This window comes from Nonomuraea fuscirosea, assembly GCF_035917475.1.
In the GTDB taxonomy this organism is placed as follows: domain Bacteria; phylum Actinomycetota; class Actinomycetes; order Streptosporangiales; family Streptosporangiaceae; genus Nonomuraea; species Nonomuraea fuscirosea.
In genome coordinates this window covers 8,553,484-8,580,214 of sequence record NZ_CP109074.1, presented here as the reverse complement: position 1 = coordinate 8,580,214, position 26,731 = coordinate 8,553,484, and the positions used below count along the sequence as shown (strand labels likewise).

Below are 26,731 nucleotides of genomic sequence, written 5' to 3'. Positions count from 1 at the left end.
CGTCAACTCCAGGTCGGTACCGATATGGCGCTTCAACCCCGCAAGCCCATATTCTGACCCACCGTGAAGCCCCTCAAGATCGCGGCACTCGCCTGCGCTCTCCTCACCCCTTGACCGTCACGGCGGCCGCGCACGCCTCGGCGTATCCCGTGAAGAACCCCGTGCTCGTCAAGAACGCGTTGTACCAGGCCGGGCCGCTGCCCACCACGACCTGTAACGACCTGCCGGACGAGCCCATGACGCCCGCTGAGGCTCGTACCTACATCAACGAGGCCCTGCGCTGCCTGGAGAACACGTGGGGACAGCACCTGAAGAAGGCCGGCCTGCCCTATGAGCCGGTCAAGGTGCGGTACGTGACCCGCCTGCCCAAGAACTACTGCGCGTCCGAGGACGGCGAGACGATCCAGTCGTCCACGGTGTGGTACTGCGACTGGGACCGCACGCTGTCCTTCAAGATCGGCAAGTACTGGCTCCTCGGGCCAATGACCGGCCTCGATCTCTTCAACACGATCGCCGTCACGTACGGTTACCACGTGCAGAAGCAGGCCGGTCTCTACGACGCCGGCGAGGACCTCCGAGCCGGCAGCAAGGCCGAGCACCTCGAGCAGGGGCGGCGCATGTACCAGCAGGTCGAATGCCTGGGCGCGGCCTTCACCAAGAGCGTCTGGCCGCTGCCGGGCAAGACCGCGCGGGACTGGGAGAGGGTCGCGTCGTCCTTTTACCGCGGTTCCGCCGAGTACGGCAAGGCCGCCAACCGCAAGCGATGGGTCAAGGCCGGTTTCCGCACCGCCGACCCCGCCTCCTGCAACACCTGGGCGGCAGCCTCGTCCAAGGTCTCCTGACGCTATCGACCCCGGCCTGGCCGGTCAGAACGTCCTGGTCGCCGAAGGGTGGGCGGCATCGGCACGGCGATCAGCCGGGTGCTCGCCACCCATGGCGCCCGCGTGGCGATCCGCCGCATCGAGCGGGACGCCACACCGCCGTCGGACGCCGGTTATGCCCAGGCCTCCCGCGGGCGGAGCCGCCATGCCCGCCCCTGGGTTAGGGGGCCCCGGTAGCAATCGCGGAAAATCAACGAGCCCATCTCTGACCTGTGCTGATGGTCCACGAGGCGTGAGATGGGCCTCAGCGGTTTGTCGTTCGTCAGTGGGTCGATTGGCCGCGCCGCCGCCGGGCGGCGCGGACCTCGGCGTCGGCGACCTTGTCGTCCAGCAACGCGTGAATCTGGGTGGTCTCGGCAGAAGCGTGGCCGAGGCGGCGGCGGACGGCCTCGATGGACACCCCGGCGTTGATGAGCTCGGTGGCGTAGGCGTGGCGGAGCTGGTGGATGTCGATCTCGACGCGTGCGGCGGCGCAGTAGCTCTGCCGGCGGTGGTGGGCGGCGTCGTAGGACAGCGGCCCACCGCGACCGTTGATGGAGGCACGGAACAGCGGCCCGGCGGCGTAGCCGGCACGGGTCAGGTACAGCTTGAGCAGGGTAACGTAGCCGCGGTCGTCGAGCAGAACGGTGCACACGCTGCCGCCCTTACCGTGGATGCGGACGTGTTCGTCGTCCAGGCGCAGGTCCAGGTCTTCCACGTACAGGCCGCAGACTTCGAAGGCGCGGGTGCCGCACACATAGGCGGTCTCGAACAGCGCCCGATCCTGTAGCCGGTCCAGCGGTAGATCCTTGCGCGGCCACCGCGCGCAGATCACCGCCGACACCTTGGCCACGTCGGCGGCCGCAGCCGGGCGGGGAAGCCTTGACGGTGTCGATGCGGTCCATCGGGTTGACGGCCAGGAGGTCGTGCTGGACGCCCGCTTGGTGAAGGAGGCGACGACGGCGCGCGTGCGGCTGGCCGGCGACAGCTCGGTGAATTCGGGGGCCGCCGTCGACGTAGGGGCGAGGAGCCTGGCCCCGCTACTGCGCATCTTCATCCCGATGGTGCTCACTGACACTGGCGCCAAAACTGTCCACATCGCTCATCCGCGACGGCAAGACAGGGTCGCCGCCCGGCACCCATGACTGGACGCTCGACATCACCACCTGGTCTGACGACGTCGACTCCTTCACTGTCAAGCGGGCGCGTTTCAGCAGGTCCAGATGCCTTCAATCCCACGACACGGGAAATACTCGACTGACCTGATACCTTGCCGCACAAGGTATCAGGTCATACTGTGTCCTCATGACTGAGGACACCGAGGCGACGCCAGAATCGGCAACCATCGCCCGTCTGCGTCGCGAGCTCGCACGTGGCACGACCGAGCTGGCTGTGCTGTCCGTCCTCAGCCTCCGCCGCCGATATGGCTACGAACTGCTGAAAGTGCTGCGGCAGACGGGCGAGGGGGTCCTGGAGGTCAAGGAGGGGACGCTCTATCCGCTGTTGCACCGGCTGGAGGATTCCGGCCACATCCTCGCGACTTGGGAGGCGGCAGGGCGTGCCAGGCCGCGCAAGTACTACGTCATCACCCCAGACGGTCGCGCGTACCTCGCCATGCTGCGTACCGAGTGGAGCGGCCTGGTCGACGGGATGCGACAACTACTCGACACACTTGGTGAGGTGCGGGAATGACCGACGAGCGGCAGATCATCGACGATTACACGGAAAGGGTCAGGCGCCATCTGACGGGCCCGGCCCGGGACAGGGCCAAGGCGGAGCTCGGCGAGCACTTGTCCGACGCCGCGGAGGCGGGAGAGTTAGCCCAGGTCCTGAGCCGCCTCGGCACCCCGGAAGAGGCGGCGGCCACCTTCGCCGACCTGCGGTCCGCAACGCCGGCTCCCATGGATGCGCGGCTCGCCGCGGTCGTCATCGACAACCTGCCGCTCGTCGGGGTCACAATCGCGCTGCTCGTTCAGGGTATCGTCCGGACCTTGGAGGCGGGGAGTGGCTTCGCGCTGGCGTTCCCGCCCTTCGTGCACGTCAAGATCGGTGACGGCTGCGTGTCCTTCGCGCCCCTGCAGTGCGGCACCGGTTACGACTACGCCGGGCTGCTCTACAGCCTGGGTGTCCCGCTCGCTCTGCTCTGGTCGATCGTCGGACTGGGGCTGCTCGAGGCATGGACCGGCACGACTCCGGGCAAGCGCCTCATGAAACTACGCGTCGTGACCGAAGCCGGGCTGCGCATTCACCCGGTCGCCGGTGTCGTGCGGCGGCTCAGCCTGCTGGTGGGACCCTTTGCCTGGCTGGACTGGGCGCCGGTCGTGTGGGGCGACCGGCGGCGGGTACTCGACCGCCTGACCGAGACCAAGGTCGTGAGCGCTCGGGAGGCGAAGTGAAGACCGCCGTCCGCGTTCCGCCTCTCGTGGCGCTGGCCGCCGGCGTGGCACTGTGGTTCGTCCCCACGCTCGTGCAGCACGCGGCCTGGATATTGGGCGATGACGATCGCGCGGTGGACTTCGACCTCGTCCTGGTATCGCGCTGGATCGCCGCCGCGCTGCTGCTGGGCTTCGTCCTGGCCGTGGAGCGGCGGCCGCTGTCATCGGTGGGCCTGCACGCCCCCCGTGGGCGGGACGTCCTGATCACCGTAGGGCTGGCCGTCCTGGCGCTGGTGGTCAGTGTCACCTTGTACGGACTTGTCGTTGGTGGAGTTGGCCCAAGGCCAGGTAGTTAAGGCTTCTGTGGTGCCGTCAAGGGCGTGGGTTCTCAGGACATGAGGACGGAGATCCAGTAGAACGGTGATCTTCCACAACCAGCCGTCGAAGAACTGGATCTCCGTTGATTGCCGAGTATGCCAGCTCTGCTGTTTCCCGCGCTGTCGAGACGGACTCTTCGTCCCGCTCGGCAGCCGGGCGATTGTTCGCTCCCGGGCATTTGGGTGAGCTGACCGGGCTCGTGCCGTTCGAGCTCGTCGATGCGGTCCTTGATGAGACACGCAGCGTGCAGCGTCGTCTGCGCGCGCTGCCCTCGCGTGTCGGGGTCTACTTCCTGCTGGCGATGTGCCTGTTCCCCGAGGTCGGCTACCTGCTGGTCTGGCAGAAACTGACGGCCTCGCTGACCGCCCTGCCTGTCGTGACCCCCACCGCCAAAGCCCTGCGAGACCTGCGCCGCAGAGTCGGCGGCGCACCGATGCAGCGCCTGTTCGAAGTGCTGAGCGGACCATTGGCCCAGCGCACGACGCCCGGAGCACGGTTCGGGGCCTACCGCACCGTCTCCTTCGACGGCTGCAGCTCGCTCAAGGCCCCCGACACCATCCGTAACCGGGCCTGGCTGGGCAGCCCCGGCCACGGCGGCTACCCACTGCTGGAACTGATGACGCTCGCAGAGACCGGAACGCGGGCCCTGATCGGCGCGGTCTTCGGCCCCACCAGCGAAGGCGAGACCGGCTATGCCCGGCGCCTGCTGCACCTGCTGACGCCCGACATGCTCGTGTTATGGGACAAGGGCTTCGACAGCAACGCCTTCCTCGCCCAGGTCAGCGCCACCGGCGCCCAGGTGCTCGGCCGGCTGCGCAGCAACCGGCGCACCCCCGTCCTGGCCACCCTCACCGACGGCTCCTACCTCTCGATGCTCGGTAACCTGAAGATCCGCATCATCGAGGCCCGCGTGACCGTGACCTGCACCGACGGCACCACCTTCACCGGCACCTACCGTCTGGCCACCACCTTGACCGACGCCCGCCGCTACCCGGCCGCCGCCCTGATCAAGCTCTACCACCAGCGATGGGAACACGAGTCGGCCTACTACGCACTCCGCCACACCATCATGCAAGGACGGATCCTGCGCTCAGGCGACCCCGCCGGCCTGGAACAGGAGATGTGGTCGGTGCTCACGCTCTACCAGCTCCTACGCACGACGATGGTCGACGCCGCCGAGTCCCGGCCCGGGACCGACCCCGACCGCTGCGGCTTCTCCACCGCCCTGCACGCGGCCCGCGACCTGGTGATCCGGCCCGGCGACAACCCAGGCACCACCACCGGCCTGGTCGGAACCATCGGACGCCGTGTCCTGGCCGCGCTGCTGCCACCCCGCCGCCCGCGTGTCAGCACCCGCAAGGTCAAATCACCCATCTCCCGCTACAACGAACGCCTCGACGACGGCAGACCCGACCACAGCCGCACCATCACCGACCTCGACATCACCCTCCTGCCACCCCCGCCCACGTTGCCCACCGCGTCCCGAGACGAGCGGCCCATCGCCCCGGCCGACCGCCGCAGACAACAACAAGTCCTGGCCCTCCTCCACCAAGACCCCAACCGCTCCTGGAGGGCCCGCGACATCGCCCATCACCTCGGCGATGTCGCCCTGAACACCATGTATCGGCAGCTGTCGCGCTGGGCCGACAGCCAGCTCATCCGCAAAATCCGGCCGGGTGTCTACACTGCCGGGCCGCTCGCCCCGGCGCTCTTGCCAGCAGCCCAGAAACCTTAACTACCTGGCCTTGGGGGAATGTCCGATGACGTCGGTGTGCCGGCCGGGCAGGCCGAGCAGGGGTGGCGGGTGCCCGGCGGTGGCCGCGCAGAAGGTGCGCAGCCGAAGGTCGATGTGTACGAGCAGGCAGCTGGTGAACAGATCGGTGCCCAGCTCGGCCAACAGCCGGTTGGTGTGCCGCAGGACCTGTCCCGGGCTGGCGCCGGTGACGGTGCAGGCGCGGATGGCGGTGCGTACCTGGCCCATGAGCGCCGCCGCGGTCATGTTGTGGCCTTGCACGTCCCCGATGACGGCCGCGATCACCCCGTCCTCGGCGGTGATGAGGTCGTAGAAGTCGCCGCCGATGCCGACTCCGCGGGTGGCGGGTACATACCGGGCAGCGGTCTGCAGGCTGGCGACCTGCGGCAGTTCAGCGGGGAGCAGGGCGCTCTGCAGGCTGTGGGCCAGCCGGTCCTTGATCTCGTACAGCAGCGCTTGGTCCAGCGCCTGGGCGATCAGGCCGGTGAGCGCATGGAGTGTGAGGCGTTCTTCAGGTGTGAACCGATGGGGGTGGGTGAAGGCGAACATGCAGGTGCCGATCCGCCGCTCGGACACCGTGAGCGGCAGGAACGCCCAGGCGGCCGCGCCGCTGGAAGGCACGAGGTCCGGGTAGGCGCGCCGGAGTTCTTCTCGTGAGCTGAAGAAGGCGGGCCGGCCCGTTCGCATGACCTGTTCGGCGGGGGTGGGCGAGGTGAGGGGAAGGCCGTCGAACCGGTCGAGCGTCTCACGGGGGTATCCGTGCGAGCCGACGATGTGCATCCTGCCGCGCTCGGCCACCAGCAGTGCCATGGCGTGCACGCCGTACACGGGGGTGACATGGTCGGCGACCAGATCGACGACTTCGCGCACGTCCAGCGCCCGCGCCAGGGTGGAGGCCATGTGCAGGAAGTTACGGGAGTCGCTCAATAGCGGTACTTCGGCGCCCGCCGGCGGCGTACTCTTCCTGACGGTGCTCGCCCGCCTGCGCGGGGGTGATGTGCAGGCTGATCCCGGACGGCGCCGGATGCAGCCGGATCTTCAGCAGGCGTCCGCCGGGAGGAGCGGCGAGGCAGGAGGTCGGCTGCTGGCCGATCACCGCGGCGCGGTAACAATGCGCGAACGCCGGATCATGTAGCCACGGCACGCGGTCCCACAGCCGGTATCCCCATGCGGGCGGTCCGTGCAGGCCGAAGAGATGGGCCGCGGCGGGGTTGCAGAAGGTGAGGTGGCCTTGGATGTCGATGGCGGCGATGCCGTCGGTGAATCGGTTGAGACAGTCCAGCGCGGCCGGGCCCCACTGCGCGTCCGGCGTGATGGCTGGGGGCGCGGTCAGGGTGCGCGGCTGTCCGAGCGCGCGCAATGGACGTCCCTCGGCTCCGGCGTTCGCCAGGAGCCGCCCGAACCGCTCACTGGTGCGGTTGATGGCGGCGAGTTCGCCCAGGGAGAGGCCGGCCGGGTGCGATTCGGGCCACATCAAGGCCCACGATCCGTGCACGCGTGCGTCGGCGCGGATGGGTGCGGCGGCCAGGGCGACGGGGTAGGGCGCCGATAGCGCCGTGGCCGGGAAGCGGCGGGCCATGTCGCCCGGGCTGGGCACCCAGATCAGTTCGTCGCGGCGGACGGCGGCGGCCACCGGGACGCCCGCGTCGACTCTGACGCGTGTCCACGGTTTGGTGTCCCAGGCCGGCAGCCCGAGTTCGGCCTCCATCAGCAACACGCGGCACGTCTCGTCCAGCAGGTAGAACATGGCGATGTGCGCGCCGGTCGCGGCTGCCGCCTCGATCAGTGCCTCATCGACGGCCGCCGAGACGGGCCCGGCGGTTCCGGGACGAGAAGCGCCCCGCCGACCAGCTCCGTCCGGTGCCGGCCCCCCAGGTGTCCGCCGCTGCGACATACGTCAACGGTACGCAGCCGCGAAGGCGGCATATCACCCTATTTACCCCGTTTAGGCGGGTGGCAGGCCGGACACTTGCGACCGGAATACCCTCTTGCGACCCGCGGCTCCCACGTTTGGCCGCCGATCTCGCCTTCGCCGACATCCGCATCACGCCATGCCCTGTCCACGCCGGGCAAGGCCTCCGCCGCAAAGTCGTTTCAGCTGGTCAAGAGAAGACGGCACCGATGCCCAGCGAGGCGCCGACGATGACGGCGACCTTGCGATGCGAGGTAGCCCCCTGACGACGCCGGACAGCGTGACCACGTTCAGCCTGAACCCACCCGGCATCTCCCAACCCCGCCCAATACTCCAGCCGTAGATCGTGATCTTGTTGCTGTGGTGCGGTGGAGAGGGGGCAGCGGTCAGTCGCCGACGAGATCGAGCTGAGCAGCCAGGCATCCGCTACTCAAGTCCTTCGAGACGGCGGACCTCTTTGATCTCGCTGATCCTGGCAGCCGTCATCGGGGTCGACTCCCTCCTCTGTCCCGCGGCACGCAGGGCTTCTCCAACCTCGCCGAGCTTCACCGAGGACAACACGCCCGCCCGCTCGATCAGGTCGTCCCGGGCCACGGTGGTCAGCCATGGTGCACGGAATAATGAACGGTTGCATCAGCGCCCAAACGGCGCCGCTGCGCACATCCATCGGGCACCCTGCCCAGCACAACTGCCTTCCCAGGCTGCTGGCAGAAGCGCTTCCCGAGCAGTCGGTACGCGGGAGCCGCCGTTCTAGATGTGGGCAAATTCGTCCAGTAGTTCGCCATAAGCGCTGCGGCGTCCGGCGTGTAGGTCGACGAGCGCCGTGGATGTCCCGCATGCTCGGCAATAGACCGGGCTGTGACTGGCTGTAACAGAGTGCTGGCTCGCTTGATGGGCCTACGTGAAAGGGAGCGCATCATGGCCGAGCAGGGACGCGTGCGATGGAAGCGCTTCGGTCTGCTTCTCGTTCCTGTCGCGGCGATGACGTCGCTGCTGATCGGTGCCACGGCTCAGGGAGTGATCGGTGCCACGTTCGTGGTCTCCGGGAACGGCTTCAAGCTTTTCGCCGGCCAGCTGCGCGGTCAGGGCTTCACCCTGGCCACTGACGTGGACCGGACCAAGAAGGGCCGGCTGATCCCCGTCATCGTGGCCGGCGTCCGGCGGGCCGCGGTCAGCGAGTTGTGTTCGAGCGCGCTGGTGAAGACACCCGTGGGCACGGTGACGCTCCGGCTCACCGGCGGCCAGGGCGGCAACGAGGTCAACATCGACGATCTGGTGATCGATGTGTCGGTGGGCCAGACCGCGGCCTCCATCCGCGACCTTGAGCTGGGCCGGGATGCCAGCACCCTGGACGAGGTTCCCGCCGGTAGGGGGCCGGCCGGCACCTTCGGCGGCCAGGCCAGAGTGGTCACCCTGCGCGAGGTCAGGCTAGGCGCCAGAGCTGTCACGGCCGCCACGTTCAGCCTGCCCGACCTCGGCCTCACGATCACGCGGGGCGCGCACGAGTGCTACTGAGGCGCAGCCCGGCCCTGGGCTTGGCGGAGAACGAGCGGGTCGGTGCGAGATGAAGGGCGCAAGATCATGAAGTCGTGGCGGCGTTCCCGGCCGTTCTGGGGCGGGCTGTTCATCGTGGCGGCGGGGCTGGAGCTGCTGTCCATCCCGCTCGCCCTGCAGGCGCTGCCCGTGGCCGTCATGTTCGGCACTGTGGGGGCCGGCTATCTCATCGCCCTCGTCCTGATCATCGCGGGGGCGCTGGTGTGGCTGCAGCCCGGCCAGCGGGTTTTCCTCGGTCTGATCGCGGTGCTGCTGTCTCTGGCGTCCTTCGTCTGCTCCAACCTGGGCGGCTTCCTGCTCGGCATGATCCTGGGCCTGCTGGGCGGCATGCTGGCCGTCGCCTGGACCCCTATCAGCCGGCCCGCCGGCCGCTTGGACACCGTCACCGTGCGGAGCGTCCTGGCCGCGGCCCGGGCCTTCGCCTCGCGTGTGAGCGTGCCGCGCTGGTCGACGGCCATCGCGGTGGGGCGGCGCTGGCGGCGGCTGGTTGTGCCTATGAGGCGAGCCCGTATCGAGGCCGATCGTGTGCCGGCGGACAGGAGTTCCCTCGCGAAGCTGCGAGAGCCGGCAGAGTAGCGGGGTACGGTGGGTTCCCCGAGGCGAAGCGCGCGGCCGGCCGGGAAGGCGGGCAGCACGGGATGACGCGAGCGCGTACGGATGCGACGGCCGCGATGTCGGAGAAGCGCAGCGATCGGGCCGCTCGCGGGTGGCTACAGCGCGACTACCTTCCGGTCGGTCAGGCGTCGCTGGGGCAGCTGCTCGCGCCGCGGCCGGCATGCCTGTACGCGCTGCTCACCTGCCGGCGCATCAGAGGGGTGGGCACCCGCTGCGTGGAGGTCACGCTGGTGAAGGCCTGATCGAAACACCGGCGCTCACACACATCTGGAGGTATTCGTGGCCGAGCAAGGCCCGCGGAGCCGTCTCGGGGCGGTACCGCCGCGCGTCTGGCTGGCGCTCGTGCTGCTGGTGCTGGCGGTCGCGTTTATCCTGCAGAACCGGCAGGACGCGATGATCCGGCTGTTCACGATCGTGGTGACCGCCCCACTGTGGGTCACGCTGGTGGCGTGCACCGTCGTCGGGATCGGCATCGGCGCGCTGGCCGGCCGCGGGAGCCGAAAGAGGCGGTGACGGCGTGCTGAGCCGCCTCCGAGAGCGAATCCTGCCCGCGGCGCAACGCCGCCCGCTGGAGGAACTGGCCGAGATCCTGGACCTGTCTTCGGGGGATGTGCGCTCGAAACGATCGGCGTTCTGGACGATGCGCGCACTGTCGGCCGGCATCCACACTGACTCCACGGCCACCGTGATCGGTGCGATGATCATCGCACCGCTGGGCACGCCGATCATGGGCGTCGCGCTGGCGATCGTGCGGCGCGGCGGGCAGGGCGCGATCGGGTTCGTGGTCCTCGGCAGCCTGTTCGTGGTCGCCATGGGGATGCTCTTCTCGCTGCTGTTGCCCATCTCGTACGCGCTGCTGGCCAACAGCCAGATCGCCGCCCGCACCTCCCCGAAGCCGATGGATCTGGTGGCTGCGCTCGCCACCGGCCTGGCCGGAGCCGTCGCGCACGCCCGCCGCGACGTCGCCGCCGTGCTGCCGGGCGTGGCGATCGCGATCTCCCTGGTCCCGCCGCTGGCCGTGGCTGGCTCTGCCTCGGTCAGGGGGCGGGCTGGCTGACGCTCGGCGCGCTCATGCTTTTCCTGTCCAACCTGCTGGCGCTGGTGCTGGGCGGCATCGCGGTGTTCACGGCGAGCGGGTACGCGGCCGAGTCCGTCACCCGCTCCAGGGCAACCGCCGCCGCACCCGTCTCACCCTGGTGCTGCTGGCCGCCGTGGTGCTGCTGCCGCTGTCGGCCAGCAGCGTGATCAGCTACCTGCTGACCGCCTGGAGCGCGCGGGCCGAGACGGTCGCCGCCGAGTGGATCTCCGTGGTGCCGGGCTCGTCGATCGCCGGCGCCGACGTCATCTCCCGTGAGATCCACATCCGTGTACGGACCCCGGGCGACCTGCCACCGATCTCCGGCCTCCTCGACGCGTTCCGCGGCCGGATCCCGGACGGGATACGATCGTGCTCGAGACCGCGCAAGGAAGCACGATCCACGCCGGCCGGGTCGGCGCACCCTCCTAAAGACCCGCACGACCTTCCCCTGAGACTTACCCGCGCTTGACGATCCCTGAGGCAGCGCATCCGCGTTCCGCCCCGTCGAGCTGATCGGTGTAGAACCTCGCCCGCTACCCGGTGTGTTGATCATGTTGAGGGATGTGGCCGGCGTGCGGCGTACAGCGGGATGCGGGCGACGAAACGAGCGCCCTGTCCGGAGTCTTCGACGGTGAGCGTTCCGCCGTGGTGTTCGGCGATCTGCCGGGCGATCGGCAGGCCGAGCCCGGTGCCGCCGGCGTCCTTGGCGCGGGCGTCCTCCAGCCGGGCGAAGCGCTCGAATATCCGCTCCCGCTGGTCTGCGGGGACACCGGAGCCGTCGTCACTCACCGCCAGCACGGCCTGGCCACCTTCCGTGCTTAGGGAGACGGTCACGGTGGACGCGGCGTGCCGCTCGGCGTTGTCCACCAGGTTGGTGAGCAGGCGGACGAGCTGAAGGCGGTCACCGTGGACCAGAGCCGGCTGAAGATCGCGTGCAATGGTCACCTTGCGGGGGCGGCGGTGATCCAGTTCGCAGGCCACCAGTTCGTTCAGGTCCACCGCCGCTGCGGGGCCACTCGCGCCTGCGTCCAGGCGGGAGAGCGTCAGCAGATCGGTGACGATGGCCTGCAGGCGGTGCAGGCTGTCCAGCATGGCGGCGGTTGTGGCGGGCCAGTCGGCGTCGGCGGGATGCAGGAGCGCCTCTTCCATCTGGGTGCGCATGGCGGTGATGGGGCTGCGCAAGTCGTGTGAGGCGTCAGCAGTGAAGCGGCGTTCTCGCTGCAACGCGGCCTCCAGCATGGTCAGGGTCTGGTTGACCGTGCAGGCCAGGTCATGGATCTCATCGAGCGGCGCAGGAACCGGAACGCGGTGCCCCAGGTCAGTAGAAGTGATCTTGCAGAGCTGGGCCCAGATGGTGGCGACCGGCTTGAGTGATCTGCCGACGATCCGCCACGCGCCGAAGGCGGTGACCCCGATCAGCAGTGCGGATCCGGCCACCACGCCGGCCAGGAACCGTCCGTTGACGTACCACGGGTAGGCAGGGGCGGCGACATAGATGGCCCAGTCGCCGTCCGGCCGTGGGACACGCTGAGCGGAGACGAGCATGCAGGTGTCGGGGAAGTCGGGCATGTGGCACAAGGTCTCCATCCCTCCTACGAGGAGGCTCGGGACGGATGGGGCCATTGGTGGCCGTCCTTGCAGGTTCGCGCTGGCCGACACGACCCGGCCGGCGGGGTCGATCACCTGAAAGGCGGCGATCTGGTAACCCGTGCTCACCGCAGGCACCTGGCCATGGGCCAGCAGACCGGCGGCGCTCGCGATCGCGTCATGATTACGGCGATTGGTTTCGAGCATGCGGTCGTCATGCACGATCGTTATGATCAACGCGGCGATGCCCGTGCACAGGAGGGTCATCACTGTCGCGGCCAGCAGGCTCAGCCGGCTCCGCACCGACCACTCGCGGCATGGCTTCATCACGCTTCCCCCTCACAACCAGGCTAAATGTGTGCTTCGGAAGCGGCCGAAGACGGATCCCCTCAGAGGCTCGACCACCGTGCACGCAAGTCCGACTACCAAGAGTCACCACGATGATGGCCGCGCCGCCGGCAGGTCCGGGCACGGCCCACGCGCGCCGGTATCCGCGCAACTCCGCCCAGCCGGACACGTCGGATCAGCGGGGAAAGCTCAAAAGCCATTGACACCCACAGTCTCCGCCAGCCGACCGCCCCCTGTTTCGTAGCCACGCCGGGATCAGGGGAAGCCTGCGAGATCGCCCAGCATCATCCCTGCTCAACAGGGGTACGCCAGTTGCAGGTGGGGGAGTGGTATGAGTGGGGTTGTAGGGGAAGTACTGCCTTTCGTCCTGGCCGCGGCGATCAGCCTGATCCCGGTCAGGGCGGTGATGGCTGTGCCACCGTCCGCCGGCATGGTGGCAGAGGGCAAGCAACGGGGCGGGCTGCTGCCGTGACCTGGTTCGCCGCAGGCATCCGCGGCCCGCTCAACCTGCCCAGAGAGGTCACCGCGGGGGTCACGCTGGCGGCGCTGGCCATCCCGCTCAACATCGGCTACGCGCAGATCGCCGGGCTGCCGCCGGTCGTCGGATTGTACGCGGCGATCGTGCCGATGCTGGTGTTCGCGGTGCTGTGCTCCTCTCGCCAGCTGGTGGCCAGCCCGGACGCGCCCATCGCCGCGCTGATCGCCTCGCTGCTGGTCTCGATCGCCCCCAAGCCCGGCAGCCCGCAGTATGTCGAGCTGGCCTACGCCCAGGCGCTCGTCTGCGCGGCGGTGTTCCTGCTGTTCTACGCCTTCAAGCTGGGGTTCCTGGCCAACTTCCTGTCCGAACCGGTCCTGGTCGGGTTCATCGCCGGGCTGGCTGTGGAGATCCTCACCAGTCAGGTCGAGAAGATCCTCGGCATCCACGTCACCGCTGAGCGGTTCTTCCCGCAGCTGTGGGAGATCATCACCAAGGTTCCTCAGGCGCACCTGTGGAGCGTTGTCGTCGGGGTCGCAACCATGGCGGTGATCGTCGCACTGCGGAGGTTCCTACCGGCGTTGCCGGGGCCTCTGGTCGCGCTGGTGGCCGCCACCGTAGCCGTCGCCTGGGCCGGACTCGACAAGCAGGGTGTCTCGGTGCTCGGTCAAGTCCCCTCCGGGCTGCCGGTCCCGCACTGGCCCAGGGTCACGCTCGGCCAGTGGGCCGCGCTCATCCCCGGCGCCATCGCCATCTGCGCCGTCACTCTGGCCGACGGGCTGCTCACCGCCCGCCGCTACGCCGAACAACACCACTACCGGCTCGACGCCAACACCGAGCTGCGCGCCTTCGGCCTGGCCAACATCGCCGCCGGGCTCACCCAGTCGATGACCGTCGGCTCCAGCGCTTCGCGCACCGCTGCCATGGACGCCACCGGCTCCCGCTCGCAACTCCCCAGCATGGTCTGCGCGGTCGTGGTCTCCGTCCTGGTCGCGTTCTTCTCCGGCGTACTCGCCTACCTGCCCAACACCGCCCTGGCCGGCATCGTCGCCGTCGCCGTCGTGCGGCTCATCGATGTACGTAAGCTGGCCGAGCTGTGGCGGCTGCGCCGATCGGAGTTCTGGATCGCCGTGGTGTGCCTGCTCGGCGTGCCCGTTCTCGGCTCGCTCACCGCGGTCATCATCGCCTTTCTGCTGTCGGCGGTGGACGTGGTACGGCGCGCCTCCCGGCCCAGCACCTCCACCCTGCGCCCAGGTGAGCACGGCCGCTACGTCCGCGGCCCGGCCGGCGGGCCGCTCGCCGTCTACCGCTTCGAAAGCCAGCTCTTCTTCGCCAACGCCGCCACCTTCAAAGCCGAGGTCGCCCGCCTGGCCGGCCAGGGCGCCCAATGGATCGTCCTGGACGCCGAGGCCATCACCGACGTCGACACCACCGGCGCTCAAGCCCTCCGCGAAACCACAGACATGTTGCGCGAACGCGGCGTCACCTTCGCCGTCGCCCGCGCCACCACCGGCCTGCGCCACCTGCTGACCCACTACGGCCTGACCGGGCTCACCTACTACGACTCCAACGAGGCCGCAGCCGCCGCCTACCAGGAGAGTGACCATGGGTAAGGCGTTCGCCGACATGCTGCCCTACACCCTGGGCCTGATCGTCTCACCGTTCCCGGTCGTGGCCGTCATCGCCCTGCTGATCAGCGCCAACGGTCGCGCCAAGGCGCTGCTGTTCGAAGTCACCTGGCTGCTCATGAGCTGGGTCGTGCTCGTCGTTCTCATCCTGCTGCTGGGCGCCATCGGCGCCACCGGACATGCCAAGCCCGTCTGGGTCGCCTGGCTCGCCCTGATCATCGGCATACTCCTGCTGGCGATGGTCGTCGCCGGCATCCGCAGGGCCGCCCGCCGCAAGGAGAGCAAGGCACCGGAGGTGCCGCGCTGGATCGCCGCCATGGACACCATGACCATCCCGAAGATCGTCGGTGTGGCGGCGCTGCTCATCGTGGCCAACCCGGTCAACCTGGCCTCGCTGGCCGGCGGCGCCATCGCCGCCGCCCATGAGCCCCTGCCCCTCGGCCGGCAGATCGTCCTGGCGGCCGTGTTCGTCGTCATCGGCAGCATCGGCGTGCTCGCCCCCTACGCCACCGCGCTCACCTCGAGCGGCGGGCAGCGGCTCCAGCGCATGCGCGGCTGGCTGATCCGGCACAACGGCGCCCTCACCCTGCTGTTGATCCTGGTGTTCGCCCTGCTGTTCCTCGCCAAGGGACTGCGCGGCCTGCTCGCCTGAGAGGCTACGGGGTGACGATCGCGAACGCGGGATCCGGGTCTTCCAGGACGGCGGTCAGGCGGCGCAGGGCGTTCATGTCGCCTTCGTGCTCGATGTCGTCGGCTGCTCGGCCGGCGAGCAGGCCGAGCAGTTGCTGCTTGGTAAGTGTGAGCGTCAGGTCTGCCGGTTGCCGTGGTGGGTCGGTCTGGTGGATGAGCGCGCCGTTGGACAGCGTCGTGCGATAGCGCTGGTCCAGGTCCGTCAGGTGCCAGTCGATTGCCAGGCTCTCCTTCCACGCCTTGGGCCCGTCGATGCGGATGGCCAGGGAGTCGAAGATCTGCTCGACGGTCAGGGCGTCGAGCATCTCCGGCGAGGTGGCGGTGTCGAGGTCGGCGGGCACGACGTCACCGGTCAGCTCCTGGGCGCCGGCCAGGTAGAAGTTGCGCCAGGTGCCGTTCTCGCAGCCGTGGCCGAGCCGGGTGTAGACCTCGGCGAGCATCGCGCGCGCCTGACCGTCGTGCTCGTCGGCGAAGACCGCGTGATTGAGCAGCGAGGCGGCGAACCGCAGGTCCCCGTCATCGATGTAGCGGCGGGCGAAGGCGAGGACACCGTCGCGTCCGCCCATGCACTCGACGTAGCGGCGTGCCTGCTCCACCGGCGGGTGCTCCCACAGGTGGGCCGGGTTGCCGTCGAACCAGCCCAGATAGTGCTGGTAGATGGCTTTGACGTTGTGGCTGACCGAGCCGTAGTAGCCGTGGGTGTGCCACGCCTGCTCCAGGGCGGGTGGCATCCGCATCGCCTCGGCGATCTCGACGCCGGTCTTGCCCTGGTTCAACATGCGCAGCGTCTGGTCGTGCAGGTAGGTGTACATGTCGCGCTGCTGCGACAGGAAGCGGACGATGTTCTCCTTGCCCCAGGTCGGCCAGTGGTGCGAGGCGAAGACCACATCGGCCTGACCGGCGAACAGCGTGATCGCCTCGGTGAGGTAGCGCGCCCACACCCGGGTGTCGCGGACCACCGCGCCGCGCAGGGTGAGGATGTTGTGCTGGTTGTGGGTGGCGTTCTCGGCCATGCACAACGCCCGGCGGCCGGGGATGAGGAAGTTCATCTCCGCCGGCGCCTCAGTACCGGGAGTGAGCTGGAAGACGATCCGCACGCCGTCGAGCGTCTCCTCCTGCCCAGTGCGGGTGATGTCCTTACTCGGCGGGATGAGGGAGATGGTGCCGGTCGAGGTGGTCATGCCCAGCCCGCAGCCGATCTGCCCTTCCGGCGAGCGGGGCAGGCCGGGGCCGTACATGTAGGTGGCGCGGCGGTTCATCGCGGTGCCGGCGTAGACGTTCTCCGACACCGCATGCTCCATGAACCCTGCCGGCGCCAGGATTGGCACGCCGCCGTCGGTGACGCCGCGCACCCCGCCGAAGTGGTCGGCGTGAGAGTGGGTGTAGATGACCGCGGTGACCGGGCGGTCGCCTCGCTGCTCGCGGTAGAGCCTCAGCCCGGCCGCCGCGCATTCGACCGACAGCAGCGGGTCGATCACGATGACACCCCGCTCGCCCTCGATCAGGGTCATGTTCGACAGGTCCAGGCCACGTATCTGGTAGATGCCGTCGGTCACCTCGTACAGGCCCTGCTTGACGCACAACTGCCCCTGCCGCCACAGGCTGGGATGCGCGGTGTCCGGGCACTCCTGCTCCAGGAACCCGTAAGAGTCGCTGTCCCACACGACACGGCCGTCGGCCTTGACTATCGCGGGACTCAGCGCGGCCACGAACCCGCGCTCGGCGGCCTCGAAGTCCGCCCGATCACCCAAGGGAAGATCTGCCATAAATCTGGCCTTCCCGCTTCAGGCACCGCCCCGCCGCCGCCAGCCGGTAACCTCACCCGCCCGTGACCATCTCTTTGACAGCACCACGCCGCGCTCCGCATCAAACACGACACCGCCTGGCCTACGGCCAGGCCGACGACCGCCACCCGAAGTTGACGTCGTCCCGCCGCTCACCCCGGCCGACATTGGCAGCCATTACTGATCACCGAGATCGGCACCAGCAAATCCGAGCACCAGGGACTTGGCGCCGCCGCCCCGGCATCGAACACCGGGCCTGGCTGCTCCCCTGCTGACCGCGCTCGGCGTCATCACCGACAGCCCCCGCGACAGCAACTGGCCAGCATCCGCCGCACCTACGGCCCCGAGAAGGAACCCCTCGGCGTGCTCACCATCGAGATCGAACTCCTCCAGCCCGCCATCACCTGAGACACCACCGACCCGCCACCACGACAAAAGGGCCCGCGGAACGCCCACCAATCGTGGCCGTGCGGCATTCCTGGATGGGCTGTGTGATCGCCCTGGTCAGCGGCATGACTAACCCCTTCTCTCGTGCTTGGTCTGCCCCCTCGCCTTCACCACATCGAGACCTGGCACCCGCCGCACCATGATCATTCTGAGCGCCAACCGCTGTTCCTGGGTTCCTCGACCCCGAGATCGAGGTAGCGCTCCATCCACGCGGGGAGGCTGTCGTCGGCCGGATCGAGGCGCTCAGACAGCCCGACCACCTTTCGTGAAGTGATTTCGGCGCGATCCGGGTCCGGGCTGAGTGGAGCCGAGCTGGGGGTGGAGGACGGCATGCCGCCAGGTTACTTCACGGAAGGATCATTTCCTGAAGAGAATCGGACCTTGAACAACCCCCGGAACCGCTCTGCTTCCTTGCCGCCCCTAGAGCGACTTCGGCTCGCCACGATGCCCCTGGGACTGGCGGCGGTATGCCTCTGTCAGAGTGTCATCGATGTCCGCGAGGGCCTCGGGAAAGGGGACTTCGTCCATGTCGGGCAGGCCGAGGTCGCGGCGCGCGGAGTTGAGGAAGTCGCGCTCTGCGGTGAACAGGCTCTCATCCAGATCGCTCGGCACCTTGCCGGGCCCATGGACGGCGCGAGCGACCGCGACACGGCGCGCGATACTGGCGAGGAAATGTGCCTTGTTCACGGTCTCCTGGTCTTGGGCCACCATCTGGACCGCGGTGAAGGATGCCTCCATTTTCGTCTGGTAGTCAGCACCCCCTGGGCCTATCGCGGGGATCAGACGTGTCCCATCAGGGTGCATCCACACCTCCACCGCGGCGTCTGGCCCGGACACGAATAACCGGTACTGCCTGACCGCGGCCACGAAATCCCCATACGTAGAGCGGCGCGCGTCTCGCCAGCGTCGTTGTTCCTCGCGTTTCCAGGCCCGATCTTGCGCCCGAGACGACAGCAGACCACCCAACCCGACTCCGGCAAGAGCCATCAGGCCGCTCAGCCAGACCGCAAAATCCATGGACGCCTCCGGATCGGCCGTGGTCGACGATCACGTTCATCGTCGCACCGCCAGGCAGACCCGTCAGCGGCGTGCAGACCACTTCGAGCATCCGTGCACGCGACTTCGAAAAGTGACAACCAGGGCAATGACGTCCTGGGCTACCTCGTCGATCCGGCCCCGCTGACCTTCCCCGGCGGGTACGCCACCCGCACCGACCGGCCCGGGCTCGGCATCGAGATCGATGAGGCCGAGGTGGAGCGGGCGGCGCAGCGGGGGCACCGCTGGCGCAGCCCGCTGTGGCGGCACCCGGACGGCTCCTTCGCCGAGTGGTGATCGTTCCCTGGCCGCCCCCGGACATACCGGCCGCCGTCAGCCGGCGGAGCCCACGCCGATGAGGCCGCTCTCGCAGGCGACCACGTTTCACTCTGAGGCGGCCTGGTGGACCAGCGGGCAGATGCCTGCCGGGCCTGGCCGCACCTCGCGGGTGAACACCTCGGAGTCGAGCCGGGGCTCAAAGCCGAGTTCGTCGCGGGCATTGGTCAGGTCGAAGAGGCGGCGGGTGTTAGCGGAGACTCCGAAGTAGACGCCGTAACGCACGTCGGCCGCCAGCGCGGCCAGCACGAGGCCTTGCAGGTCGGCGGGGGCGAGCCATTCGGCCAGGTTGCCGGTTGTCGTGGGCTGCGGCAGGCACAGGCCCAGCCGCAGGCAGACGACGGAGGTGTCGCTCGTGGCGGCGATCACATGGCCGTACGCCTCGGCGAAGGCCTTGGTCGCGCCGTAGCGGCAACACGGTCTGACAGGCCACGATGGATCGACGACCATCGAGCCAGAGCGCACGTACCCGCCCATGGCGTGCACCGACGAGGCCAGCACGACCTTGGGCACGCCGGCGGCCGCGGCGGCGTCGAGCACGGTGGCGGTCACGTCGACGTTGGGGACGCTCAGGCCGGACCATGGGGCGCCGGCGAGAGGAGAGGCGGCCAGGTGGACGACCGCGTCTACGCCGCCGACGGCCGCCGCCGCGAACTCCGGGTCGGACAGGTCGCCGGTGACGGTCGCCCGGATGCCCCGCCCCTCGACAGCGCGCCTGTCGGTCGCGCGCAGGTCGAACCCCTCCAACCCGGGACGGAGGAGAGTGGCGACGTTACCGGCGGCGCCGGTGATCAGTACGGTGGTCAAGGACACCTCACCAGTTCGTGAACGATCCGTCGTCGCGTCTGAGGCGCGGTGGCGGCCGCAGGTCCACCTGCGCCGCCAGCCTAGCGGCGCGCAGGTCGATCTCCACGCCAAGTCCTGGCAGGTCGGCCGGGACCACCTGGCCGGCGCCGACACGCGGGCCGGCCAGGATCATGTCCTCGCCGTCCCAGCCGCGAGGGCGAGCCTGCTCCTGCAGGCTGACGTTGGGCAGACTCAGGTTGACGTGAGCGGATGCGGCCGTGCACACGGGGCCCAGCGGATTGTGGGTGGCGACCTGGATGTGGTGCGCCTCGCACATCGCGGCGATCTTGCGGCCCTCGGTGACGCCGGTGTTGGCGAGGTCGACGCGCGCGTGCTCGATGAGCTCGCCCTCGATCAGCGGCCGGAACTCCCACTTGCTCGTGAACTGCTCACCCGCGGCCAGCGGCACGCCGGTGCGCTGCCGAAGCGTCCGGTAGGAGTCCACAGCCTCGGCCCGCAGCGGGTCCTCCACGAAGTACGGCCGCGCCGCCTCGACCTCGCGGCAGAACTGCACCGCCTCGGCGGGGTCGAGTCGGGTGTGCACGTCGACCAGGAACTCGACGTCGTCGCCGAGCGCCTCGCGCAGTCCCCAGACCAGGCCGAGCGTGCGGCGGACCGCGCGCCGGGGCTCGAACGCACCGCTCAGCTGATCGCTCAGGTCGATGCGCAGATGGTGCCAGCCCTGCTCGACCAGCTCGCGCGCGTTGTCCACCAGTTCGGGAAGTTCGCGGCCGAGCAGGTGGACGTAGGCGGGCACATAGTCACGCGACCTGCCGCCGAGCAGGTCGTACAGCGGCACCCCGAGGGCCTTGCCGCGCAGGTCCCACAGCGCGATGTCCACCGCCGCGACGGCGGCTCCGACGTCGGAGCCTGCGGGGAAGAAGCCGCCGCGGCGCATCAGCTGCCACAGGTGGTCGATTCGGGTGGCGTTCTGTCCGGTGAGCAGCGCGCCCAGGTCGCGCAGCGCCCCGTGGATCGTCTCAGGACGCGAGCGCATGCCCACCTCGCCCAGGCCGTGCAGCCCTTCGTCGGTGTGCACGACGACGAGGAAGATGGACGAGTCCCCGGTCCTGACCGGTAGTGGCTCGATCTCGGTGATTCTCACAACGCTCCCGCCCAGGTGGCGGCTGGTGGGCCGCCGACCCCCGCGTCGATCGCGTACAGCCGACCGCTGCCCGCGGGCGCCGGATCCAGTCCCAGCCACGCCGTGGTGATCAAGAGCGTGCTGCCCGCGAAGCAGACGGCGGTCGGGCGTGGGACGGGCAGTTCGACGGTGGCCAGCAGGCGCCCGTCCGGCGCGTAGCGGTGTACGGCCGCCCCGTCCCACACCGCGACCCATACGCAACCCTCGTCGTCGACGGCCAGGCCGTCGGGATTGCCGCCGGCCACCTCGGCGACGGGACGCCGGCCCGACAGCTCCCCGCCGACGACGTCGAACGCCTCCAGTCGCCGGTGCGGGAGCGTGTCGACGTAGTACATCGTGGCCCCGTCGGCGGTGAACCCGATGCCGTTGGAGACCGTGACCGACTCCAGCACCCGTTCGACCGAGCCGTCCGCGGCGAGCCGGAACAACGCCGCACGGGGCTCGCGGGGGATCGCCTGCGAGCCCGCCCAGAACCGGCCGGCCGGATCACACACGCCGTCGTTCATCTGGTCCTGACCCGCGACCAGGCCGGTCACGAGCGGCGTGACAAGGCCGTCCTCGGCAAGATGCGCGAAACCGTCCTGCACGGCCATCACCCACCCGGCGCCCGGCTCGCGTAGCGGCGCGAGCGCCCCGACGCGCGAGCCCACCTCGTAGCGGGCGACCACGCGCAGGATGCCGGACTCCAGCCGGGCCCGGTACACGGTGCCCGCCTTGATGTCGACCCACAGCACCTCGCCGGTGCGTGGGTCGACCCTGGGCGCCTCTCCCTGCTCGTACGCGTCCTCGGAGACGGCGTCAGCTCTTGACCGCACCGGCGATCCCCTCGACGAACGTGCGTTGCAGGAACAGGAACACCACGATGATCGGGATGACGGCGATGCACGCACCGGCCGCCAGGCCGGTCCAGTCGTTCGCGTTCTGGCCGAAGAAGTTGTACATGCCCACGCCGAGCGTGCGCAGGTCGGGACGGCCGAGCGTGAAGACCAGCGGGATGAAGAACGCGTTCCATGCGCTGATGAACTGCATCAGCGCCACCGTGCCGATCACCGGCTTGGCCAGCGGAAGCATGATGCGGAAGAACGTGCGCGGGTAGCCGGCGCCGTCGACCCTGGCCGCCTCCTCCAGCTCTTTCGGGATCCCGCCGAAGAACCCCATGAACAGCAGGACCGGCACCACGAGCGCCGGACCGGCCTGCGCGAGGGTGGCGCCGAGCAGGCCGTTGTTCAGGCCCAGGCCGTTCACCAGCAGGAACGTCGGGATGATCGTGTAGCCGTGCGGGATGAACATCGTCACCACGAGGATGCCGACGAGTACCTTCTTGCCCGGCAGATCCTTGCGGGCCAGGGCGTACCCGGCCAGCGAGGAGACGAGCAGGACGAGCACCACGACCGTGACCGAGTAGGTGATGGTGTTCATCGTGTAATCGCCGAACCGCGCGGTCGTCCAGGCGCGCTCGAAGTTCTCCCACGTCCAGTCGTCGGGGAAGATCGAGAGCCCGCCGAGCAGCATCTCGCGCTGCGACTTGACCGACGCCGAGATCATCCAGACGAATGGGTAGACCCAGACCAGGCAGAATGGGATGAGGAGCAGGTGCCAGGCCTTGAGCCGGTGGCGGTGCCAGAGGTTGCGGTTCACGCGGCGCCTGCCTGGTATCTGTGGCGCAGCAGCGGGGCCTGCACCAGCGTGACGACCAGGGTCAGCACGCCGAACACCACGCCCGCCGCGCACGCGAAGCCGTATCTGGGGGCCTGGAGGAACGGGTCGAAGGCGTAGCGGTAGATGTAGGTGGGCACGACGTCGGTCGCGTAGACCGGGCCGCCCTGAGTGGTGGCCTGGACGAGGTCGAAGGTGTTGAGGCTGCGTTGGAAGACCAGCAGCAGGATGACGATCGCGATCGGCGTGAGCATGGGCAGCGTCACGTATCGCAACGTCTGGCCGCTGGTGGCGCCGTCGATGCGGGCGGCCTCGTGGACGTTCTTGGGGACCGTCTGGAGGGCGGCGAGCCAGTAGATGAGGGTGATGCCGAAGCCTTTCCACAGGTCGATGCCCATGAGGGTGGGCAGCGCAGTGGAGGTCGAGCCGAGGAAGTTGATCGGCCGCTCGACCAGCCCGAGCGTCATGAGGATGTCGTTGACGAAGCCGCCGGCCGGGTCGAACAGCACGGCGAAGACGATGCCGACGACCGCTGTCGTGGCCACGACGGGCAGGAAGAGCGAGAGCCGGTAGAGGTTGCGGCCGCGCAGCCTCGGGTTGTTCAGCAGGATCGCGATCAGCAGCGCGAGCGGCATCTCGACGCAGATGGCGACGACCGAGAACAGGAACGAGTGCCAGAAGGCCTGCCAGAACATCTCGTTGCCGAGCACCTCCGCGAAGTTGTCGACGCCGATCCACTTGGTGGGGGCGCCCACGCCGTCCCAGTCGAAGAAGGCGTACCACCAGCTCGCGATCATCGGCCAGACGGTGAAGCCGCCGAAGAGCAGCACCATGGGGACGAGGAACACGTAGCTCCACAGGTGCTTCCTGAGCCTGCCCGGCGGGCGGCGGGCCGGGGGCGGCGCCGACGGCGCGCGTGCGGCGCCGCCCCGGGTCTGCGTTGTCGTCATGGCGCGGTCACTGCTCCGGCTTGTACGGCTTGAGCGGGTCCCAAGCGGGGAACGTGATGTCCTTGCGCGAAGCCGTGCCGCTGCTCGCGGCGACGGTCTCGTCGATCAGCGCCTCGATCTTCGTGTCGATCTCCTTGGCGACGGGGAGGAACGGCTTGTTCCCGACGATGGCGGCCACGGCGGCGTCGACGTGCCGCAACTCTGGCTTGGCCTCGCGGGCCGTCAGGATCGCCAGCCCGCCCTTGGTCGCGAGTTTGGGGTTGGGCGCCGGACGCAGTGTCTCGGCGGCGACGTCCAGGATGGCCTTCTGGTCGGGGTTCTTCGCGGCTTGATCCTTCCAGGCGCTCTCCAGCGCGGTGAAGGTGCCGAACTTCGTGTAGTACGCCTGGTGAAAGCCCTTGGACGCGAGGAAGTCCATCACCTTCCACGCCTCCTGGGGATGCTTCGACTGGGCGGACATGCCCCACAGCGGGCCGAAGGACTGAGGCAGGGCGGTGTAGGCGCCGCGACCCGCGTCCGGCACCGGGATGGCCGACACGCCCATCTCGATCGACGGGTTGAGCTTGCGGATCTCGGCGACGTTCCACGGCGGGCTGGCATACATCGCCAGCCTGCCCGCGGCGAACTCGGTGAACGCGCGATTGCCGTCCCAGCTCTCCCAGCCGGGCATCATGACGCCGTCCGCATGCATTCTGCGGTGCAACTCGACCGACTCGACCAGGCCTGGGCTGGCGGTGGCCGCCCGCCCGGTGCGGAAGTCGATGCCGTTGGCGGTGACGGAGTAGGGGACGGCGGTGTTGGCCAGCATCTCGACCGCGGGTGCCTTCGCGGCCGCGGGGGAGTAGCCGAAGGTTTTACCGCCGCCCTTCTTCGTGATGGCCGCGGCCATCTTCTCCAGCTCCGACCAGGTTTTGGGCGGGTCCGCGAAACCGTTGTCCCTGAGGGTGGCCTTGTTGTAGATGAAGACGCGCAGCGCCGACCAGTTGCCCCACACCAGTGGCAGGCTCATGAGCTTGCCGTCACGGTGCAGGCCCGAGCTGCTCGGCTGCATTGAGCCTTCGGGGAAGCGGCTGAGGAACTCCGGGGTGACGTACTGGTCCAGCGGCGCGACCCAGCCGCGTTCGAGCAGCCGGTCCATGCCGTTGTCCTGGGCGCGGAACACGTCGGGCGCGTTGCCCTGCTGGAACATCAGCTCGATGGCGCTGAGTTGCTGGTCGGAAGGGTTTTCGACGATCTTCACGGCGATGCCGGGGTTTGCGGCCTGGAACTGGTCGAACTGCTGCCGGTAGAACTCGCTGGCTCCTGGCGGGTCCGGCACGAGCGCGATGGTGATGGTGACCTTCGAGCCTGAGGCGGCTTCCTCGCCTCCTGCGCCGACCAGGCTGCAGGAGGTGGTCAACGCGAGCGCCGCCGCCACCCAGGGCAGGGCGCGTCTTGTGCAGGTCATGAGTCGAGCTCCCTTTGACGTGGGGGGTGGGTACGAGGGACGTGCGGAGGGACGAGGTAGCCGAGCCCGACGCTGATCGAGTCGGCGACCTCGATGACGGTGCCGGCCAGCAGGGCCTCCCGCTCGGCGAGGTCGAGAGTGGACAGTGGACCGGAGATCGAGATGGCGGCCACCACGGATCCCGCGCGGTCGAGGATCGGGGCGGCGATGCAGGCGCGCCCCAGCGCGAGTTCCTCGGTCTCGGTGGCGTAACCGCGTATGGCCACCTCGTTGATGGCGTGGTCGAGCTCGTCATGGGTGGTGATGGTGTAGGGCGTGTACCGATGCAGGTGGGGCACGAGGGTGCGGCGCTGCGCGGGGTTCAGCCCGAGCAGCAGGCACTTGCCCAGGCCGGTGGCATGCAGGGGGTTACGCTGGCCCATCAGCGCGAACGACCTGGGCGCGCGGCGCCCCTCGAAGTTGCAGAGGTAGAACAGCGACTCCTGGCGACGCTCGGCGACGTTGACGCCGAGCCCCAGCGCCGCCGCCAGATCCTGGGCGGGCTGGCGCGCCTGCCGGTGCGCCGGATTCTGGTTGACGGCGATGCCGGCCAGCGTGATGAGCGCGGGCCCGAGCCGGTACAGGGCGCTGACCGGGTCGCGCTCGACGTACTCCAGCGACTCCAGCGTGGCCAGCAGCCGGGAGGCCGTGGACTGGCCGAGACCGGCGTGTTTGGCGACGTCGGAGACCCGCAGCAGCCGGCCGCCCGCGAAGGCGGAGAGGATCAGTGCGGCCTTCTCCACGCTCTGGTTGGTTCCTGGATCAGAAGCCAACATGTCTCCGATAATTGAACGTTTCATGCATTATGTGGGAAGATTACGCACATGTTGCATAAGGTCAATCCATTCGTGGATGCATGATGCCGATTTGTGATGCGGAGAGGTCCCACAACGCATGAGCCATACAGTCCAGGGCTTGGTCCCGATCCTGGCCACGCCCTTCCTGCCCGACGGTTCCCTCGACCGCCGGAGCCTGCGCCGGCTCGTGGAGTTCCAGCTGGCCGCCGATGTCGACGGCGTGGCCGTGTTCGGCATGGCCAGCGAGGGGTTCGCACTGACCGCGGCCGAGCGGCGGACCATCCTGGCCGACGTCAGCGACGTGACGGGCGGCCGGGTTCCGGTGGTCGTGGGGGTCAACGGCACGTCGACCGTCACGGCTCTCGAACAGGCCCGCCAGGCGGCCGACGGGGCGGACGCGCTCATGGTGCTGCCGCCCTTCATGGTGAAACCAGGCGCCGACCAGCTCATCGACTTCTACGGACTGCTGGGCGGCGTGGGGCGCGAGGTGATGGTGCAGGACGCGCCAGGGGTCACCGGCGTTGCCATGTCACCCGCACTCGTCGTCGAGCTGAGCAAGCTGCCCCGCGTCACCTCTGTGAAGATCGAGTCGCCACCCACTGTGCCGAAGGTCGGGGCCGTGGCCGCCGCGCTCGGCGATGAGGAGTTCGCCGTCCTCGGTGGGATGAACGCGCAATTCATGCTCGACGAGTACGCGCGCGGAGCTGTCGGGACGATGCCCGCGTGCGAGTTCCCCGACCTGCTCGCGCCGATCCTGGCCGACTGGAACGCCGGCCGGACGGCCGATGCCCGAGAGTCGTTCGCCCGGTTGCTGCCGCTCATCCTGCACGGGCTGCAGCAGGGCATCGCCTGGGCCGTGCACAAGGAAGTGCTGGTACGACGCGGCATCATCGACCACGCCGTCGTGCGCTCGCCCGCCCGGCCGCTGGACGCCGCGGGCGCGGCCCTGCTGGACGAGATCCTGGCCCCCCTGCCGATCGACGTGAGGAAGTCCTGA

General features: G+C 69.0%; 30 protein-coding genes. 16 read left to right on the top strand and 14 right to left on the bottom strand.

The window, feature by feature from the left end; genetic code table 11:
• Positions 1-110: 110 nt before the first annotated feature.
• Entirely contained in the window at positions 111-842 is a 732-nt protein-coding gene (locus tag OIE67_RS39035) for a neutral zinc metallopeptidase (protein ID WP_326629932.1), read from the top strand.
• A 301-nt stretch (positions 843-1,143) separates the two neighbouring features.
• Here OIE67_RS39035 and OIE67_RS39030 read toward each other — a convergent pair whose 3' ends face one another.
• On the bottom strand, positions 1,144-1,917 hold the full coding sequence (locus tag OIE67_RS39030) for a tyrosine-type recombinase/integrase (RefSeq protein ID WP_326629930.1): 774 nt from the start codon (positions 1,915-1,917) through the stop codon (positions 1,144-1,146).
• 248 nt (positions 1,918-2,165) lie between these two features.
• Between OIE67_RS39030 and OIE67_RS39025 the strand changes: the two genes are divergently transcribed.
• The 4 genes from OIE67_RS39025 to OIE67_RS39010 all read left to right on the top strand — a co-directional run bounded on the left by OIE67_RS39025 (position 2,166) and on the right by OIE67_RS39010 (position 5,348).
• Entirely contained in the window at positions 2,166-2,552 is a 387-nt protein-coding gene (locus OIE67_RS39025; protein WP_326629928.1) for a PadR family transcriptional regulator, read from the top strand.
• Positions 2,549-3,256, top strand: a complete 708-nt coding sequence (locus tag OIE67_RS39020; protein ID WP_326629927.1) for an RDD family protein — start codon at positions 2,549-2,551, stop codon at positions 3,254-3,256. Before OIE67_RS39025 ends, OIE67_RS39020 begins: the two co-directional genes overlap by 4 nt.
• A complete protein-coding gene (locus OIE67_RS39015; protein ID WP_326629925.1) occupies positions 3,253-3,591 on the top strand; it encodes a hypothetical protein in 339 nt (112 codons plus the stop codon). The genes OIE67_RS39020 and OIE67_RS39015 overlap by 4 nt, the downstream gene beginning before the upstream one ends.
• Before the next feature lie 104 nt (positions 3,592-3,695).
• Positions 3,696-5,348: an IS4 family transposase gene (locus tag OIE67_RS39010; protein ID WP_326628174.1), complete on the top strand. Its 1,653-nt coding sequence runs from the start codon at positions 3,696-3,698 to the stop codon at positions 5,346-5,348.
• On the opposite strand, the gene OIE67_RS39005 is transcribed toward OIE67_RS39010, so the two are convergent.
• Positions 5,349-6,266 (bottom strand): PP2C family protein-serine/threonine phosphatase, encoded by a 918-nt coding sequence (locus OIE67_RS39005; protein ID WP_326629923.1) that lies wholly within the window; start codon positions 6,264-6,266, stop codon positions 5,349-5,351.
• Positions 6,267-6,276: 10 nt separating this feature from the next.
• On the bottom strand, positions 6,277-7,113 hold the full coding sequence (locus OIE67_RS39000; protein ID WP_326629921.1) for a PAS domain-containing protein: 837 nt from the start codon (positions 7,111-7,113) through the stop codon (positions 6,277-6,279).
• 1,083 nt (positions 7,114-8,196) lie between these two features.
• Here OIE67_RS39000 and OIE67_RS38995 point away from each other — a divergent pair.
• From OIE67_RS38995 to OIE67_RS38970, 6 genes are all read left to right on the top strand, one after another.
• Positions 8,197-8,793, top strand: a complete 597-nt coding sequence (locus OIE67_RS38995; protein ID WP_326629919.1) for a DUF6230 family protein — start codon at positions 8,197-8,199, stop codon at positions 8,791-8,793.
• 42 nt (positions 8,794-8,835) lie between these two features.
• The gene (locus tag OIE67_RS38990) at positions 8,836-9,408 is read left to right on the top strand and encodes a DUF6114 domain-containing protein (RefSeq protein ID WP_326629917.1); all 573 of its coding nucleotides are present in this window, start codon (positions 8,836-8,838) and stop codon (positions 9,406-9,408) included.
• A gap of 62 nt (positions 9,409-9,470) precedes the next feature.
• Positions 9,471-9,689 carry a hypothetical protein gene (locus OIE67_RS38985; protein ID WP_326629915.1) on the top strand — a complete coding sequence of 73 codons (219 nt, stop codon included), beginning with the start codon at positions 9,471-9,473 and terminating at the stop codon, positions 9,687-9,689.
• A gap of 37 nt (positions 9,690-9,726) precedes the next feature.
• Positions 9,727-9,960: a LapA family protein gene (locus tag OIE67_RS38980; RefSeq protein WP_326629913.1), complete on the top strand. Its 234-nt coding sequence runs from the start codon at positions 9,727-9,729 to the stop codon at positions 9,958-9,960.
• A gap of 4 nt (positions 9,961-9,964) precedes the next feature.
• Entirely contained in the window at positions 9,965-10,504 is a 540-nt protein-coding gene (locus OIE67_RS38975) for a DUF389 domain-containing protein (RefSeq protein WP_326629911.1), read from the top strand.
• A gap of 139 nt (positions 10,505-10,643) precedes the next feature.
• Positions 10,644-10,994, top strand: coding sequence for a hypothetical protein (locus tag OIE67_RS38970; protein ID WP_326629909.1), 351 nt, complete (start codon positions 10,644-10,646; stop codon positions 10,992-10,994).
• An 80-nt stretch (positions 10,995-11,074) separates the two neighbouring features.
• On the opposite strand, the gene OIE67_RS38965 is transcribed toward OIE67_RS38970, so the two are convergent.
• Complete coding sequence (locus tag OIE67_RS38965; protein ID WP_326645610.1) at positions 11,075-12,439, bottom strand: sensor histidine kinase; 1,365 nt, start codon at positions 12,437-12,439, stop codon at positions 11,075-11,077.
• Between the two features lie 352 nt (positions 12,440-12,791).
• Here OIE67_RS38965 and OIE67_RS38960 point away from each other — a divergent pair, with 352 nt between their 5' ends.
• From OIE67_RS38960 to OIE67_RS38950, 3 genes are read left to right on the top strand one after another with little or no spacing between them, the layout of a single operon-like run.
• Entirely contained in the window at positions 12,792-12,932 is a 141-nt protein-coding gene (locus OIE67_RS38960; RefSeq protein ID WP_326629907.1) for a hypothetical protein, read from the top strand.
• Entirely contained in the window at positions 12,929-14,548 is a 1,620-nt protein-coding gene (locus OIE67_RS38955; protein WP_326629905.1) for a SulP family inorganic anion transporter, read from the top strand. The genes OIE67_RS38960 and OIE67_RS38955 overlap by 4 nt, the downstream gene beginning before the upstream one ends.
• The gene (locus tag OIE67_RS38950; protein ID WP_326629904.1) at positions 14,541-15,215 is read left to right on the top strand and encodes a GAP family protein; all 675 of its coding nucleotides are present in this window, start codon (positions 14,541-14,543) and stop codon (positions 15,213-15,215) included. Before OIE67_RS38955 ends, OIE67_RS38950 begins: the two co-directional genes overlap by 8 nt.
• 4 nt (positions 15,216-15,219) lie before the next feature.
• Here the strand turns inward: OIE67_RS38950 and OIE67_RS38945 are convergent, their stop codons facing one another.
• The 3 genes from OIE67_RS38945 to OIE67_RS38935 all read right to left on the bottom strand — a co-directional run bounded on the left by OIE67_RS38945 (position 15,220) and on the right by OIE67_RS38935 (position 18,501).
• On the bottom strand, positions 15,220-17,019 hold the full coding sequence (locus OIE67_RS38945; RefSeq protein WP_326629902.1) for an alkyl/aryl-sulfatase: 1,800 nt from the start codon (positions 17,017-17,019) through the stop codon (positions 15,220-15,222).
• Between the two features lie 608 nt (positions 17,020-17,627).
• Positions 17,628-17,816 carry a hypothetical protein gene (locus tag OIE67_RS38940; RefSeq protein ID WP_326629900.1) on the bottom strand — a complete coding sequence of 63 codons (189 nt, stop codon included), beginning with the start codon at positions 17,814-17,816 and terminating at the stop codon, positions 17,628-17,630.
• Between the two features lie 88 nt (positions 17,817-17,904).
• Positions 17,905-18,501, bottom strand: a complete 597-nt coding sequence (locus OIE67_RS38935; protein WP_326629898.1) for a hypothetical protein — start codon at positions 18,499-18,501, stop codon at positions 17,905-17,907.
• Between the two features lie 93 nt (positions 18,502-18,594).
• Between OIE67_RS38935 and OIE67_RS38930 the strand changes: the two genes are divergently transcribed.
• Entirely contained in the window at positions 18,595-18,816 is a 222-nt protein-coding gene (locus tag OIE67_RS38930; protein ID WP_326629896.1) for a hypothetical protein, read from the top strand.
• A gap of 87 nt (positions 18,817-18,903) precedes the next feature.
• On the opposite strand, the gene OIE67_RS38925 is transcribed toward OIE67_RS38930, so the two are convergent.
• The 7 genes from OIE67_RS38925 to OIE67_RS38895 are packed head-to-tail and all read right to left on the bottom strand — an operon-like array spanning position 18,904 to position 25,713.
• Positions 18,904-19,662, bottom strand: a complete 759-nt coding sequence (locus OIE67_RS38925; protein ID WP_326629894.1) for an NAD-dependent epimerase/dehydratase family protein — start codon at positions 19,660-19,662, stop codon at positions 18,904-18,906.
• A gap of 7 nt (positions 19,663-19,669) precedes the next feature.
• Complete coding sequence (locus tag OIE67_RS38920) at positions 19,670-20,806, bottom strand: mandelate racemase/muconate lactonizing enzyme family protein (protein ID WP_326629892.1); 1,137 nt, start codon at positions 20,804-20,806, stop codon at positions 19,670-19,672.
• Positions 20,803-21,660, bottom strand: coding sequence for an SMP-30/gluconolactonase/LRE family protein (locus tag OIE67_RS38915; RefSeq protein WP_326629890.1), 858 nt, complete (start codon positions 21,658-21,660; stop codon positions 20,803-20,805). The genes OIE67_RS38920 and OIE67_RS38915 overlap by 4 nt, the downstream gene beginning before the upstream one ends.
• Positions 21,644-22,483: a carbohydrate ABC transporter permease gene (locus tag OIE67_RS38910; RefSeq protein ID WP_326629888.1), complete on the bottom strand. Its 840-nt coding sequence runs from the start codon at positions 22,481-22,483 to the stop codon at positions 21,644-21,646. The genes OIE67_RS38915 and OIE67_RS38910 overlap by 17 nt, the downstream gene beginning before the upstream one ends.
• Entirely contained in the window at positions 22,480-23,451 is a 972-nt protein-coding gene (locus OIE67_RS38905; protein ID WP_326629886.1) for a carbohydrate ABC transporter permease, read from the bottom strand. Before OIE67_RS38905 ends, OIE67_RS38910 begins: the two co-directional genes overlap by 4 nt.
• 7 nt (positions 23,452-23,458) lie before the next feature.
• Entirely contained in the window at positions 23,459-24,898 is a 1,440-nt protein-coding gene (locus OIE67_RS38900) for an ABC transporter substrate-binding protein (protein ID WP_326629884.1), read from the bottom strand.
• On the bottom strand, positions 24,895-25,713 hold the full coding sequence (locus OIE67_RS38895; RefSeq protein ID WP_326629883.1) for an IclR family transcriptional regulator: 819 nt from the start codon (positions 25,711-25,713) through the stop codon (positions 24,895-24,897). Before OIE67_RS38895 ends, OIE67_RS38900 begins: the two co-directional genes overlap by 4 nt.
• 139 nt (positions 25,714-25,852) lie before the next feature.
• On the opposite strand from OIE67_RS38895, the gene OIE67_RS38890 reads away from it, so the two are divergent.
• A complete protein-coding gene (locus tag OIE67_RS38890; protein ID WP_326629881.1) occupies positions 25,853-26,731 on the top strand; it encodes a dihydrodipicolinate synthase family protein in 879 nt (292 codons plus the stop codon).

Coding starts and splice junctions, on each gene's coding strand:
- OIE67_RS38945 (WP_326629902.1), bottom strand. CDS start 17,019: ATGGCAGATCTTCCCTTGGGTGATCGGGCGGACTTCGAGGCCGCCGAG.
- OIE67_RS38905 (WP_326629886.1), bottom strand. CDS start 23,451: ATGACGACAACGCAGACCCGGGGCGGCGCCGCACGCGCGCCGTCGGCG.
- OIE67_RS39020 (WP_326629927.1), top strand. CDS start 2,549: ATGACCGACGAGCGGCAGATCATCGACGATTACACGGAAAGGGTCAGG.
- OIE67_RS39005 (WP_326629923.1), bottom strand. CDS start 6,266: ATGGCCTCCACCCTGGCGCGGGCGCTGGACGTGCGCGAAGTCGTCGAT.
- OIE67_RS38985 (WP_326629915.1), top strand. CDS start 9,471: ATGACGCGAGCGCGTACGGATGCGACGGCCGCGATGTCGGAGAAGCGC.
- OIE67_RS39000 (WP_326629921.1), bottom strand. CDS start 7,113: ATGTTCTACCTGCTGGACGAGACGTGCCGCGTGTTGCTGATGGAGGCC.
- OIE67_RS38960 (WP_326629907.1), top strand. CDS start 12,792: ATGAGTGGGGTTGTAGGGGAAGTACTGCCTTTCGTCCTGGCCGCGGCG.
- OIE67_RS38965 (WP_326645610.1), bottom strand. CDS start 12,439: ATGAAGCCATGCCGCGAGTGGTCGGTGCGGAGCCGGCTGAGCCTGCTG.
- OIE67_RS38935 (WP_326629898.1), bottom strand. CDS start 18,501: ATGGATTTTGCGGTCTGGCTGAGCGGCCTGATGGCTCTTGCCGGAGTC.
- OIE67_RS38950 (WP_326629904.1), top strand. CDS start 14,541: ATGGGTAAGGCGTTCGCCGACATGCTGCCCTACACCCTGGGCCTGATC.
- OIE67_RS39030 (WP_326629930.1), bottom strand. CDS start 1,917: ATGAAGATGCGCAGTAGCGGGGCCAGGCTCCTCGCCCCTACGTCGACG.
- OIE67_RS38895 (WP_326629883.1), bottom strand. CDS start 25,713: ATGTTGGCTTCTGATCCAGGAACCAACCAGAGCGTGGAGAAGGCCGCA.
- OIE67_RS38940 (WP_326629900.1), bottom strand. CDS start 17,816: ATGCCGTCCTCCACCCCCAGCTCGGCTCCACTCAGCCCGGACCCGGAT.
- OIE67_RS38900 (WP_326629884.1), bottom strand. CDS start 24,898: ATGACCTGCACAAGACGCGCCCTGCCCTGGGTGGCGGCGGCGCTCGCG.
- OIE67_RS38995 (WP_326629919.1), top strand. CDS start 8,197: ATGGCCGAGCAGGGACGCGTGCGATGGAAGCGCTTCGGTCTGCTTCTC.
- OIE67_RS39025 (WP_326629928.1), top strand. CDS start 2,166: ATGACTGAGGACACCGAGGCGACGCCAGAATCGGCAACCATCGCCCGT.